We start from the raw sequence: 13,816 nt of genomic DNA, 5'->3' as shown, positions 1-13,816 counted from the left end.
AATTAATTAGAAAATAGGTTTAAACTTATCATTGAAATCATCTGTAATCGCCTTTTCAAAAAGCTCAAAATGATGATTTAAAATATTGTCCAGATAGGCATAAAGCGGTATTTTGTCTTCACCAATAACCTGTACAATCCTGGATAGACGTTCATGAGACTCCTGCCTTATGTAGATACTCTTTTCACCTCTTCGGTTCATAGAATGATTCTTAAGAAAAAGTTCTCCGTAGGTCTTTTCTGATTGCTTTTTGATTTTTGCCTTTTCTTTTACCACAGGTTTATTTTCAACGAGCGGGTCATTGGCAAGTGGAAGGTTTGGATCACGTGTTCCTTCAGCCATAACTTGCATCAGATATTCTTCATCAACCTCTGGAATATTTGCCTTTTTTCCATTTTTATCCATTATCCTGCATTTTTATAGTTTTTAAAAATTCCTCGATGAACATATCCATTTTACAAGACTTTATAAGTCTTCTATCCGGTGGGAGCAAGGTTGACCTAAAAACGGTCTTTGCTTCTGATTCACTTTCTTTTCGAAAACGTTTGCTGTCAGGAACTCTAGTTTCCATTAGTGTCAGTCCCAATTCATGAATGATTCTATCGTAATGATCGTACAGAACCGATTTCTCCCTTCCATCTACTTGATTCCAGAAAAGTCTGATTGTTTTAATGGAAGTTTGACCATTTTTTATCAGAACGTTGGTCATGACATCCGTAAAAGATAGTGTACTCTCAAGCACAACACGGTCCGCTGTGATCGGAGAAAAAATGTGGTTCATTCCCGCAAGAGTGCTTAAAAGACCCGGAGTGTTCACTGTTCCTGGAAGATCAAAAAATATGATATCAACAGGTAACTGTGACAATTGTAAATACTGTTCAGCCTCTTTTAAGGCCAGCTCTGGCTTGCACTGAAATATCGGATAAGCTTTCTTATTTATAGCCTTAAATTGTTGGAAAGCCAATTTCTTAAAGCTTTCATTTTTCATAATTGCAGACTGGTCTCGCTGTCTCATTTGAGCGAGACTATGTTGCGGATAATCGCAATCGAAAACTGCTACATTCAGTCCACGGCCATAATGTAATGTACTGGCTAAGATCGCTGTGAAAGTACTTTTACCTACACCTCCTTTTTGGCTGGAGAAGGCTACAAATAATGTGTTTTTCTTCTGTTCCATTTTCTTTAATTTTTAAAAATTTTTATGTTATTGTATTTTGTAAATCCTGCAAGCACGCTGGATCTACGGAATGCTTTCTATATATCTTCTTTTCTGTCCTGAAAGAATGATAGACCTATAACCTGAAAGGAAATCTTCACGTATGAAAACTTGCAGATTTTCATTCTTTCTGGCAGACTTTCTATCAATCATGCTGATCTTAATTATAACTGTCATGCGTTCTTGCATTTTTGCTTTCTTCACTGACTCCAGGAAATTTTTCAGACCGGACAGCATCTTTATTGGCATGTCCTCTTGAAAACAGGTTTTCTAGCCTGATTGAAAACCTGTTCTCCGTATAGCCCCTCTGATGAATTGCTACCATGATTATTTGCAAGCCTGATATCAAGGTTACAATCAGCTTATCTAGCTTGATTGCACAAATAACAAGTAATTATAAATCCATTTTAGCTGCCTGGAATTGATTGGCGAAATGCGGCACTTTTTGGCTCTGGCTTGTATGGTGGGCCTTTAAAAATGTTGCCTTTACTTTGTATTGAATTAGTATGGAGGGGTAAAGCAATTTTAACTTTTAATGGATTAGAGGTCTATAATCCATGAATTGTTTTTATTCAATCCGCCAATGATGGCGGAATCCTTTCATCGGAAAGGAGCAAGTTATCTTTTGAGCTGCTCGAAATAAATTCCGCAGCTCAAAACAACTTGCCCTAGCGGGGCTTTAAAAACACTCTCCGAAGTCGAGGTTTTCATTAAAACAATAATTTTTGACAATGGATAATCAAAAAAAAGATCAAATAAAAAAGTCTGGGCGCAAGCCCAAGATTGATCCGGCAAAACACCGATATACGATAAGTTTGAACGATAAAGAGAATGATCGTTTCTTGTCGTTATTTGAAAAATCAGGAATGAAGGTTATGGCACATTTTATCACGGCTTGCATGTTCGACAAGGCCATCAGAACAGTAAAGATTGATATGAATGCAGTAGAATATCATACCCGATTAACAAATTTGTATAGCCAGTTTAGGTCAGTAGGGGTTAATTATAATCAGGTAGTGAAGATTTTGTACCGAAATTTTTCAGAGAAAAAAGCGTCTGCCTATCTATATAAATTAGAAAACCAGACCTCGGAATTGGCGAAATTGTGTCGAGAAATTATAGATCTAACACTTGAATTCGAGAAAAAATATCTTCAAAAATGATTGCAAAAATTGGAAAAGGAGCAAACCTTTACGGTGTAATAAATTATAATTTTCAAAAAGTAGCCAGCGAAAATGGTCAGATTCTCGGTCTCAATAATATGCCGGAAAGTTTAAATGGAACATATTCTGTTAGTTATCTGATGAAATGTTTTGATCCATATCTTACTGCGAACCATAAAACAGAGAAAACAATCCGTCATATTTCTTTAAATCCTGATGCATCTGATTACCTAAATGATGAAAAGTTGGTAGCAATCGCAAATGAATATATGACAAAAATGGAATTTGAAAAACAACCTTACATTATCTTTAAGCATACCGATATAGAACGAACCCACATTCATATTGTCACAACTTGTGTTAGGTCGGACGGAAGGAAAATTCCAGACTACAACGATCACAAAAGATCAATGGCTATTTGTAGAAATATTGAAAAAGATTATGGTTTGTTACCAGCAATGGAAAAAGCTACCAGTGATGATCTTCATTTTCGACCTGTTGATTATAAAAAGGGAAATATCAAAAGTCAGATTTCATCAATAATAAGGTATCTTCCGTGGCACTATAAATTTCAGACTTTAGGAAGTTATAATGCGCTATTATCATTATTTAATATTAGAGCTGAAGAGGTAAAGGGAGAAATTAATGGGCAGATGAAAACTGGGCTTGTTTATTTTGCACTTGATGATGCAGGTAATAAAATAAGCAATCCTTTTAAAGCTTCTTTGTTTGGGAAAAAGAGTGGAACGGAATTTTTAAATAATCATTTTCAAGAAAGCAAAAGAGCCATGAAATCCACTTCTGTAAAATCAATTTTAAAAAACACTTGTGAATCTATTTTAGCAATTACCAACGGCGAGGCCGAGTTTAAAAAACAGTTGGCACAACAGGGGATAAATATAGTGGTACGAAGAAATGAGGAAGGTAGGGTTTACGGCATTACTTTTATTGATCATGAAAGTCGTACCGTTTGGAATGGTTCTCAACTGGGAAAAGAGCTTTCTGCAAATGTTTTCAATCTGCATTGGAAAGACGATTTTGAATCTTCAACAGATAAATCATCATCCTATAGTTTTTTTCGCAACGAAAATACTGAATCTACAAATCCAAATAATATCTTACATCAATTATTTGATTTCTTGGATGAAGGAGTCGTCGAGAATTTAACAGAAAGTTTTGTAGATGGACTTGGTTCTTTAGTGCCTGGTGCTCAGGGGGATGATTACGAAGAAATGGCATTTGCGAATAGGATGAAGAAGAAAAAGAAAATCAGGAGAACGAAATTTTAGCCTATAATTAACGAATTCTTTTTCTTCCGTATTTCGTATATTTACTGAAAAGCATTTAATAACCATATTGAATTACCAAAAATCATGAGAAGGTTTTACAATTTTCTAAGCCAGGATATTGTCCAATATATCAGTAAAATATTTAATTACATAATCATGGCCGTTGCCATCATATTACTCGTGGTTTCTATTTTGGCATTTGTCTCAAAACAATACGAACTATTTTCTACATCACTCTCTATTTCGTCTGAGGGAGTGAGTTTTTATCTAAAGCAATTCTCAAAATTTTATGGACTTATTGGTGCAACGATTACGCTGATCGTAGCATATTATGGTATTGAAAGACTTAAAGCGGCAGAACGTGCCAATTATGATAAGGTTAAATTAGACAGGTATGCCGATTGGAGATTGGTAACAGATATAAGGATTGATCTTATAAAAGATGAAAACCCGCTTTTCAGAAGGGAATTTTATAAAATACGATATCAACTTTTTGAGGTTCTTTATCCTGATTTTTCTATCAGTGACCAAGCGCACCTCACTCTTCTTTTTAATAAATATTTTAAAAATGATATTGTATCCTTCGAAAATAATAATAAGAATCAGCAACGAATGGGTGGTATATATAGATCGTCAACACATCATTATTTTGGAGAAGATTTATTATTCGTTTTTTTAGGCAGTCTTTCTGGTAAAAATTATGATACTGTGAATGAAGATTTTCTACAATTGTATATCGACAATCTATCCTCAGAAAGATTGGTTAATGCTGAGACATACCTAATAGTACAAGAACGCTATTTTGGAAGAGAATTTTAAAAAATGTGTTTATATATGAATTTAGAACAGGTAAGAAAAAGTTGTTTTTTTTGTGGGGAAGAAATTGAGAAAAACAAAACTTTAGAGCATATTATTCCCAATGCACTACTGAAAAAACTCAATATTAAAGAAGAGGTTTTAGGGGGAAATTTAAACATCCAGTATAGCCGTGTAAAGGTTCCTGCCCATCAGTATTGCAATAGTACTTTCGGAAGTCAATATGAAGCATTGTTATTAGACATGCTAGACGACCCTGCGCGAATTTATAAATCAATAGCAGATGACTATGGTATTGAAATTCAGTATGGTCCAGAATTTAACGATATATCCATAATCAGAACTTGGATGACAAAAATTTATTACGGTCTTTTTTATAATGATTTTCTAAAAACAAAAGATGAACAATACCGTCAGATATGTCAGAAAATCATTGGATCTAAAAATTTTGAGCTAACAAGGGAATCTTATAAAAATCAGTACGGTTTTAACATTCCCTCTAGTTTGTATGTTTTTAAAACGAAAAATACCGAATTCAATCTTAGGACAATCATTGATCCAGCCACTCTGATGCTCAGAATTAATGGATTGATCTTAATTTTATCCATAGGAGATGGTTTTTTATGCAGGCAATATTTGAATGGTGAATCACTAAACCAGCTTAATGACTACTTAGCATTGCATGAGGAAAATATCCCTGATTTCCCCTCTCCAGAATTAGCGCTAGCTGAAATTTTAGCCCTACGTGTAAACATTCCTAAACAGCCTTTCTTTATGTTTAATGCAAAAAGAATGATCAATTTAAGTTTGAATACGATGGCGGCAAATCCTGATTCTCTTTATCAAGTTGATCCCGAACAAATTGCTAAAGACAGATCAGATATTCTTGCAGATTTTGGAATAAAGTTGGAAGAAGATGATTAAAGTAAATTTACAAAACATGTAGTTCACCAAAATAACATGTTTATGCGAGGATCAATGGGTTAATCTAACATCTTCATATTTTTTTCGTTCAGTTTTCAAAGAAAGCAGCCATTCAAGGTACATTCCTTCAGGCATATTGCGATAACCTACTTCATGTATATGCTTATATTCTTTATTGAGTAAAGTTACCAGTTCTTTTGCCTTTGAATCGGCAGAATCTAATTTTTGATATTGCGCTTTATAAGTTTCAGCTTTTAAAATCAAGGCGGTTATCAAATAGGGGTGAACCTCCAATGCGCGCAACGCACACCTCAATGGGAAAGTTCCATCATTTTTAGGAAACGACCTATTGTATGCGTTTGCAAGATCTACCAAGCATAATGCAAGACTTTCGCGGTTTGTAAGCGCCTTCATATACACACCATTCTGAATAGCATCCAAATGAACAAACCCTGAAGCCATTAGCCAAGCATCTTGTGGAAAAATTCCACTTGTCAATTCAGTATTATACCAGCCGATGGACTTAATATTATGTTTGATATAAATATGATTAGGTGCTAGAGCAAGGTTCGCATCGGCACCAATTTCCTCAGCTAGGATTTTATAAAGGTATGGCAGTGAATTACAATTACCTTTCTGCGTATTCACTAATTTGGAAACGAAAAGATTGGAAAGGTCTTTATGCCCAAATACATCATTAAAATCGTAGGAAAAAGCTTTATACTCGAGCGTGTCACTATTAACAATAATAGGCGTTTTCTGGCAGATAACTGAAAATATAGCGGCGTATTTACTAACAGCTGCTTTATCCTTTTCTTCATAGGTCAAGTCCCTATTTTGAACTATTTTTTTTGCAAAGTTTGCCATGAATTTTATTTTCCGGCTCACTTCGGCTGTATCAAGTTTACCCTGATAATAAGCTTCCTCCACATTTAATACAGCAGTTTTAAAACTATAAGGCTGCTTATTGGTAAGCATATTGTCAATTGTGAGAAATGCATCATCATAAAAGCGGTTGTCCTGAGCTTTAACAAGGTTGCTTAGCAGTACAAATAAGGTTAAAATAAAGTACTTCATATTGTAGGTGTGGTGAATTAAGAATATTGATTATTGTTAGTATCAAGGTAATCAAGAACCTCAATTACCAATATATCATCGTCTTTTTTGGAATATTCTGAAAGAAAAGAATTTATTAAATTATCTAACTCTCGAATGGAACAGAGCCTTTCATAATTTACATTGTTATCTTTTATAATTTCTCCTAACCCTCTTTTTGATTTAAAGAATTTATAATCACTGTCAGCACCAATCGAATATTCGGCATAGATAATAATCTTATCAAGATCTAAATCAACAAAATTTTCACTTAATAATTCCCCTAATTGGTTAATTCTTACGGCTTTAATTATTTCTTCTAATTTCATCGTTTATTTGCATTTCATAATTAGTTTTTCTCAACCAGATTCAATACTTTCCAGCCACAATGACCAGAATTCCAAACCCATAGCTCATTTATCGTAATTGCCCCATCCCTATAAATAACTTTTTCCTCAATCAATTGCTGATCTTCCCTTTGATCTTTCAAAGTGAATACTCTTTCTATATCTTCAAAATTTGGAAAACCACTTATTTCTAAATCATCAACAAAAGATGTTTTCAATGCGGATGTTATCATTGTAAGATTCTTTTCATTAACCACTACAGAATGATCAATCATGATATTTTCAGCCTCTTTTCTGAAATCTTTACAGGAAAATATTCCATCAAGGTCCTTATTATTATAAAACTGCTCAATTGTGATTATTGCACCCTCCGCGGTAGACAAATCTGGCCTGAAGAAATCATCTCCCTCATCTATTCGATATCCGCAATCTATTTCGAAATTCAGCTTCTCATCTTCTCCAAGCATATTTCTATAATGCCTTACAGTATATCCTCCTAACATTCTTTGATTCTCAATAATTAGCCAATCCACAGCTTCGCTGCATGGAACTTTTTCGGGATCATTATTTTCTGCCAAAATTCCACTGTAATAGCCATTCTCGATCCTAACATCCTCCAGCCACACAAAAATTTCATCCTTATTCTTAAATTTTATTGAAGAATAGCCTACATACCCTTCATTAATCAGTTTATTGAAATACCAGATGGTATTTTTTGCCTTATATAATAAATAGAGATATTCTTGGTTTTCCTCTAATTGAAAAGTATTATTCATTTTACAAAGGTCAGCGTGCCAGCTGTTTTTCTTATTTTTATCGAACTTTAGTCTGGAAACCAGCTTTTTCATTCATGATTTATGACATTGTATCTTGGGTTTATACAATGTTACGGTAGTTCTCAACTACACCAAAGTATTATAAGTTAGTTCAGGACAAATTACCTGTAATCCAATGAGCCGATTTCAAAAACCTCTTTGCCGTATCGTCGCCCCAGACCGCACCATAATCAAACTCGTAGTTTTTGCAATTTTCATTTTCCAAAACTGTAGTTGCTGTTTGTAACAGTAAGGCAGTCCCAAAAGTTCCAGCCAGCTCATGAAACTTTTTGTTCCAACTTGCAGTAGGATTTGCTCCCCGGGCTGTATCGAAAAAATTAATTAGCTGAACTTTAATCTCAAAATCATTCCAAGCGTTTTCAGCTATTGGCAAATTCAAAACGTCATGGATAATTCTATAGCAACCTTGATCATTCAACACTTTAAATTTCTTCAAATAATCAATTAGTGCAACATCCTCTGGTGAAACTAGTTTTAATATCTTTTTAAAACATATAATATCATGGTGAAAAGTCTTTTGATGAATAATATGCAATATGTTTTTCAAAATTGAAAACCTATCTTTGACAGTCCCCTGTTTAAGAATACCGCGAACATGTTCAGCTTTTAAAATATCCTCTAAAAAATTACTATTAGGAGAAACAAAATAGTTCTTACTAAGATAGACCGTAGTATGAAAAAAATCTTCTGGCGAATAGACAATCATCTTGTCATTCACAAATTTGCATATCAAATTATCTCTAAGTAAGGCTCCGAACCTTGCTATATATAGGGATCTTAGAAAAGCTCCGTTAAATTCGTTATTGTAATTCAGTAACTTAGGCAAAATGTACTTATAACTTTTCCTCTCGATTTCTGATGAAATCAATTCGTTAAATTTGTTCTCTAAATCTTCTTCTTTCTGTAACTGATCCTCCCAATCACTAGTTGCTTCTTCGTGTTTCAAAAGCAATAAGTCAAACCAATTTTGAATTTTAATAAAATCACTTTCAGAAATTTTAAGCGCCTCAGCTAAATCTTTCGATTTCGCCAGCTCATTATTTTTAAAAGTTATATATGCATCATTCATTTTCAATCGAATTTAGATCATATCGCCAAATTTTACTTGTGTTCCTTCTACAGTATAAGGATATATTTGCTGAAATTTGTCTTCAGGTGATAGAATAAAATCAATAACCAGTACATCCATTCCTTGATATCTTCCGTCTTGAGCTATTGCATAAACCCGAACATCCTCATCTTGCAAATCGTCATAAGCTCCAGCTAATAAAATATCATACATTTCTTTGGAATCGGTTGATTCTGAGTATGCAGAAATATTAGCCAACTTTCCATTGGCCCTGATGTATGCGCCATACGGGGCAAACTCGCCATTTTCAAGCAAGAATTTTTCAGCTTGTTCTTTAATTGCCTCAAGCAATTTTTCAATATTATTCATCGCTAAATTTAAGAATTTTTATACTAAGCACATCCAGGAACACCTCCGCAAGGGTCTTTGGGTTTTGGTACAGGCATCAATTTCGGTGCGGGAGCAGGTGTAACTTTAATATTATCAATTTTTGGTCTTGCAGGAGGAGTATATCGTTGAATATTTATACCTGACTTTTTCAGTGGCTCACTTAATTTTGCAGCGTCATTAATTTTCAATATTGCTTCCTGTCCGTTCGCTTTCGAAACTTCTTGTTGTCCTCTAAGTTGTTTTGTAAAAGATTGTTTCGCTACATGCTTTATTTCAATTGTTCCTCCTTCATCTGTCATTGCATCAGGGATAGTTCTTCCAGTTTTTCCTGTTTTAGGATCGGTATACTCGTACGTTTTTGTATTTTTCTCTTTCCCCATTTCAGCAAGCTGCTTTTTTTCCACATACCTGCCAAAATTAAAATGTTCTTGCTGTGCTGATGTTTCTCCAGTCTTTGTTCCAACCTCACCTGTTTTAGAAAGCGTTTCAATAACAGGTGATGGTTTAATTGACGACTCCTCGAATAAAGGCATTAGTCGCATCCACCAACAACATTCAACTGCATCTTCTGGTGCAAGCCCCGTTGGATCTTTAAATTTAACGGGGTTATTAAATGACATGTTATAAGGACTCCAATCTGGAAATTCTTCACTTAGCGGATCGGGGCTTATCCAGCGACCATGAGTATCTCCAATCGGTTGGGCGTCTGGATCGTCAAGATCAACTTCCAAGAAATCGACAACTTCACCCTTCTTAACATTGAAGCGAACTGATCCGATAGTGACTACACTATCCTGATCGTGAAATTCAAGATATTTTCCCTTACTTAATGTTGCAACCTTGGGGTAGTAGCCATATTTCTTAAAGGGATTTCCAGCTTCAATATTCCTTCTTCTTCTTTCCGCTTCATCAGGACTTAGACTATCTCTAGTTTTTAGCACTTCCATCATATAGGGACGTGAGCGCTCTTCCTTTGTCAGTTTAACCGGGTTGACCCATTCCTTTTGCTTGGTGTTTTTTTTCTTTTGATTGACCTGAGCTTGCGAAAAGCTCACAAGGAACAGGAAAACAAAAAATAAAATCTTTCTCATAATTTAATTGTCTTTTGATTTTTTTATAAAAATTCCTTAGGAATCATGTAGATTTTGGGTGATTCTTTTTTCGGAATGATTGGTTTTGGTTTTTTATTGGCTTCTTTTTGTTTTTGCGCATTTAGGATCTTAATTTTTTCAGCGATTTCATCACTCTTTTGCTTGTTTTCTGTACTCTTTAATGAACCAAGCCATTTTTCATATTGGTCGAGTGGCATTTGGGTAAAGCCCGATTGATCTATATAATCAAAGCCAATATTTATTTGGCGAAATTGATCTTCCAGCGGTGGGTAATTGCGGATATATTGAAGCTGCTCCTTATTTTCAGGATCAATTCCAAACCTGCTACAAGCCTGCATGAAGCGTACCTGATCAGTGTTACTTTTCCATAAAGTAGCATTAATATTATTTGGATTTAGTGCAAGTGCTTTATCCAAAACTTTGGACACAAATTCATCGTAACCGTATTTGTGTATATAACCGCTCGCAAGATCAACGTAGGTCTGTGATAAGATCTCACGCTTATTGAGGTTCTGCATATATAGCTTATTCTTTAGCGCTTCTGCTTTGATATAGCCAGAATTAAGCACGAAGGAGTTAGCAGAGAACATTCCATTGGTAAGTTCAACACTAAGCATTTCACCATCAGCATCTTTGAATCGAATGTAAGAGTGATTGGGAGACATTACCAGATAAGCTTCTGCACCGATCTGTTCAGCTAAAATAAGGTATAGCAAGGGCATTGAATGACACTGCCCCGTATTAGTTTTCATCAGCTTGGAAACAAACATTTTTGAATAGTCTTTTGCGCCCATATAATCATCAAAATCATACTTAATGGCTTTGTGAACTACTTTTCCATTTACCTTACTGTCCTCGGCAAAGTATTTGAAAATGGACAGGTTTTTCGAAACATTGTCGGAATCTTCAATTCCTCTAGCCTTAATTTCTTTCCGAACTATATTTGTGGCTTTTTGGATCTGGCCCTGATAAGTTGACTGGAATTTTTTATCATTATTATTGTATGCATTCTCCACAAGAAAAACCGCGTCGGCAATTGAATAACTTTCGGGATCAAGTTTTGAAAGATTTTCATAGGCATCGTAGTAAGCGCCAGTTCCTTTCCTATCCGATAAGGGAGAAAGCATAAAATTTCTCGAAAATGATTCCGACCGTATCTCCGCAATCTGACGTTCAACTTCTCTATTGATATGTTCCTCATCAGATTTCGGACTTACATTCTTGTAAGGTTTTTCAGCAGAATAATTCGACTTTGGAAAAATCACCTCTGATTTGTATTGTGTTCCCTTAGTGCTATATAAGGTAGCTTGCTGTGGAGTCTCAGGCAACTTTGGTATCTGCCCAAAGCAAAAGGAACTAAATACAATAAGGTATAAAATTGCTTGTTTCATCAGATAAATGTGTCTTTTTAGGTCGGTAGGATTTGCAATTTAATTTATTTTTATATTGTCGGATATAGGTATTTTCACGGAAATTTGATTTATTTTCAAATATTCCTGTATCCTAAATCTATAAAGCGAAGGTATATCGTGGAAACGTCAGAACCCGTCGTATTTTAAACTTTTAAAAGTTTATCTAATCTTCCTTATGCATTCAGTGGGGATAAATACAAAAAGGCATGGGTACTGAAGCCAATCGTCTAAGAGGTACCGCTAAGAACCCAGATGCCGAAAAGACTTAGCCCATGCCAATAGTAGGCACAGGCGTAAGTCTATCGAATTGCATCTTTTTTGAAAATTAGCGGTTTTCTTAGATTAAATTTTCGATAGCTTACGCTCGTTTATATCGTTATATTCTATTAATATTCCGACTGCTAATATATTAATTTTTTAGAAAATAGATTTCTTTATTGGTTTTTATTAATTTTCAACCAGTGTCAGGTTATTAAATTCCTGTATAATGTGGTATGTAATCTATGTTTAATAAAAAAATATTGCCTTAAATTTAATTATTTGTTAAAATATTGCTAATTTTGTTATTCATACAATGTGGTCTTCTAACCGACATATCAGAATTGAAGAACTGGAATATTATACGCTTCTTCATAAATTCCATCCATTAATAATTGCTCTCATTTATAAAAAGATTAAGAATAGGGACGATGTATTGGATGTTTATCAGAATGTCATAATTCATATATGGCAGTATAGATCAAAATTAGATTCTAAAAATATTGAGGGCATAATTGTAAAGACTTGTTTACAAGAGATAGCTCATTTCTATAGAAATACAAAAAGAACGCAAACTGATACTCTACCTTTAGATCACTCCGATACTACAATGGAAGATGTACTTATTGCGGAGAGAAAAGAACAAAATCTTTTAGAAATCGAAAAAGCAATTGAAGAATTATTCCCACCGCTTCGCAGGAAGATTTTCAAGATGAATAAGTTAGACGGAATTACGCAAGCAAAAATTGCTACAACCTTAAATATCTCAAAAAGAAGTGTTGAACAGCATATTTCCAAGTCCATAATCTTCTTAAAAAACAAGGTGAAAATTTATTAAAATTTGTTAAAAATCCATAAAAAGAGTTAATTTTTCTATAAAACCATGTGGTATTTTTCTACTTCCTCCTATATATAATAAAGGAACTCTTATGGAAGATAAATTTAATCTGACAGAGGAAGAAGATAATAAAGCGTGGACAAATGCTTTTATCACAATTCGTCGTAAGGAACAGCAGAAAAGAAAACGAAGATATATAATATTCGGGGGAATGGCTGCCGTAGTACTATTTAGCAGTAGTATTTTAGGTTTTAATATCCTTAATAAACCGGATGTATATTTTGCCAATTCAAATAGATTAAAGGTATTATTGCCGGATAATTCTGAGGTCATTTTACAAAAAGGTGCTAAGCTCACCGTTGAGAAATCTTTTCCGGCAGATACTAGAGATGTGAAACTTGAAGGTGATGCTGTTTTTAAAGTATCTAAATCGAAAACGCATCCGTTTATTGTTCACGGAAATGATTATGAAACAAAAGTCTTAGGGACTGTATTTAAGGTTTCACAGAACGGAAAAACATTTACTGTAGATCTTTTTGAAGGGAAAATACAGGTCAACAAAAATGGGACCTCAGAAAAGCCACTTATACTGCGTCCAAAAGAAACCTTTTCAAATATGGGGTCACTTGATGTTGGTGTAGTAATGAAAACAGAAAGTAAAAATAGCCCCACACAACACAATAATAAGCTGATAGGTATTCATTTTAGCGAGTGTCCTGTGAAGACAGCTATTCAAACTCTTGAAAGAAACTATGGACTGAAGATATCCTACCCATTGGAGGTCAGCAGCGAAAATGTTTCAGTAGCGAGAGAAGATGCAAACGCAACAGATATAATCAAGGCAATTGCCTTACAGTTGAACCTAAATATTAAACAGATCAATGCTACAACATTTGAACTGGAAAAATAGGCTCTGGTGCTTAATGACACCAGCATTTATTCCAGAAAGATAAGTTAATGTTCTTGATACACGAAACGACCGACGGGGCCAACCGTCGGTCAAGTATCTAATTAATAACAAAATCAGAAAGAAGCTATTAATTTTAATACA

General features: G+C 34.4%; 17 protein-coding genes. 6 read left to right on the top strand and 11 right to left on the bottom strand.

Annotated elements, in window-relative coordinates; genetic code table 11:
- Positions 1-6: 6 nt before the first annotated feature.
- The 4 genes from DRF61_RS17700 to DRF61_RS22690 form a co-directional block, all read right to left on the bottom strand.
- Positions 7-405, bottom strand: a complete 399-nt coding sequence (locus DRF61_RS17700; RefSeq protein WP_111959476.1) for a DUF3408 domain-containing protein — start codon at positions 403-405, stop codon at positions 7-9.
- On the bottom strand, positions 398-1,177 hold the full coding sequence (locus DRF61_RS17695; protein ID WP_111959474.1) for a ParA family protein: 780 nt from the start codon (positions 1,175-1,177) through the stop codon (positions 398-400). The genes DRF61_RS17700 and DRF61_RS17695 overlap by 8 nt, the downstream gene beginning before the upstream one ends.
- A gap of 63 nt (positions 1,178-1,240) precedes the next feature.
- Entirely contained in the window at positions 1,241-1,393 is a 153-nt protein-coding gene (locus DRF61_RS17690; protein WP_157963398.1) for a hypothetical protein, read from the bottom strand.
- Positions 1,377-1,541 carry a hypothetical protein gene (locus DRF61_RS22690; RefSeq protein WP_157963397.1) on the bottom strand — a complete coding sequence of 55 codons (165 nt, stop codon included), beginning with the start codon at positions 1,539-1,541 and terminating at the stop codon, positions 1,377-1,379. The genes DRF61_RS17690 and DRF61_RS22690 overlap by 17 nt, the downstream gene beginning before the upstream one ends.
- 406 nt (positions 1,542-1,947) lie before the next feature.
- On the opposite strand from DRF61_RS22690, the gene mobA reads away from it, so the two are divergent.
- The 4 genes from mobA to DRF61_RS17670 all read left to right on the top strand — a co-directional run bounded on the left by mobA (position 1,948) and on the right by DRF61_RS17670 (position 5,408).
- On the top strand, positions 1,948-2,379 hold the full coding sequence (mobA, locus tag DRF61_RS17685; RefSeq protein ID WP_111959470.1) for a conjugal transfer protein MobA: 432 nt from the start codon (positions 1,948-1,950) through the stop codon (positions 2,377-2,379).
- A complete protein-coding gene (mobB, locus tag DRF61_RS17680; RefSeq protein WP_111959468.1) occupies positions 2,376-3,668 on the top strand; it encodes a conjugal transfer protein MobB in 1,293 nt (430 codons plus the stop codon). The genes mobA and mobB overlap by 4 nt, the downstream gene beginning before the upstream one ends.
- A gap of 156 nt (positions 3,669-3,824) precedes the next feature.
- Entirely contained in the window at positions 3,825-4,487 is a 663-nt protein-coding gene (locus tag DRF61_RS17675) for a hypothetical protein (protein ID WP_146896953.1), read from the top strand.
- Positions 4,488-4,502: 15 nt separating this feature from the next.
- Entirely contained in the window at positions 4,503-5,408 is a 906-nt protein-coding gene (locus DRF61_RS17670; RefSeq protein WP_202974506.1) for a hypothetical protein, read from the top strand.
- Between the two features lie 51 nt (positions 5,409-5,459).
- On the opposite strand, the gene DRF61_RS17665 is transcribed toward DRF61_RS17670, so the two are convergent.
- From DRF61_RS17665 to DRF61_RS17635, 7 genes are all read right to left on the bottom strand, one after another.
- Positions 5,460-6,485, bottom strand: a complete 1,026-nt coding sequence (locus tag DRF61_RS17665; RefSeq protein ID WP_111959462.1) for a hypothetical protein — start codon at positions 6,483-6,485, stop codon at positions 5,460-5,462.
- 17 nt (positions 6,486-6,502) lie between these two features.
- A complete protein-coding gene (locus DRF61_RS17660) occupies positions 6,503-6,832 on the bottom strand; it encodes a hypothetical protein (protein WP_111959460.1) in 330 nt (109 codons plus the stop codon).
- A 20-nt stretch (positions 6,833-6,852) separates the two neighbouring features.
- The gene (locus tag DRF61_RS17655; protein ID WP_111959458.1) at positions 6,853-7,698 is read right to left on the bottom strand and encodes a DUF2314 domain-containing protein; all 846 of its coding nucleotides are present in this window, start codon (positions 7,696-7,698) and stop codon (positions 6,853-6,855) included.
- A gap of 79 nt (positions 7,699-7,777) precedes the next feature.
- Positions 7,778-8,755 carry a hypothetical protein gene (locus tag DRF61_RS17650; RefSeq protein WP_111959456.1) on the bottom strand — a complete coding sequence of 326 codons (978 nt, stop codon included), beginning with the start codon at positions 8,753-8,755 and terminating at the stop codon, positions 7,778-7,780.
- A 12-nt stretch (positions 8,756-8,767) separates the two neighbouring features.
- Positions 8,768-9,124 carry a hypothetical protein gene (locus DRF61_RS17645; RefSeq protein WP_111959454.1) on the bottom strand — a complete coding sequence of 119 codons (357 nt, stop codon included), beginning with the start codon at positions 9,122-9,124 and terminating at the stop codon, positions 8,768-8,770.
- 23 nt (positions 9,125-9,147) lie between these two features.
- The gene (locus DRF61_RS17640; protein ID WP_111959452.1) at positions 9,148-10,236 is read right to left on the bottom strand and encodes a putative toxin; all 1,089 of its coding nucleotides are present in this window, start codon (positions 10,234-10,236) and stop codon (positions 9,148-9,150) included.
- A 23-nt stretch (positions 10,237-10,259) separates the two neighbouring features.
- Positions 10,260-11,648: a transglutaminase family protein gene (locus tag DRF61_RS17635; RefSeq protein WP_111959450.1), complete on the bottom strand. Its 1,389-nt coding sequence runs from the start codon at positions 11,646-11,648 to the stop codon at positions 10,260-10,262.
- 595 nt (positions 11,649-12,243) lie between these two features.
- Here DRF61_RS17635 and DRF61_RS17630 point away from each other — a divergent pair.
- Positions 12,244-12,765, top strand: coding sequence for a sigma-70 family RNA polymerase sigma factor (locus tag DRF61_RS17630; RefSeq protein ID WP_111959448.1), 522 nt, complete (start codon positions 12,244-12,246; stop codon positions 12,763-12,765).
- Positions 12,766-12,856: 91 nt separating this feature from the next.
- Positions 12,857-13,675, top strand: a complete 819-nt coding sequence (locus DRF61_RS17625; protein ID WP_111959446.1) for a FecR family protein — start codon at positions 12,857-12,859, stop codon at positions 13,673-13,675.
- The last annotated feature ends 141 nt before the right edge of the window (positions 13,676-13,816 follow it).

Origin of the sequence: Chryseobacterium lathyri (genome assembly GCF_003290185.1) — a bacterium.
Classification (GTDB): Bacteria; Bacteroidota; Bacteroidia; order Flavobacteriales; family Weeksellaceae; genus Chryseobacterium; species Chryseobacterium lathyri.
This window is presented reverse-complemented; position numbering and strand designations above follow the sequence as displayed.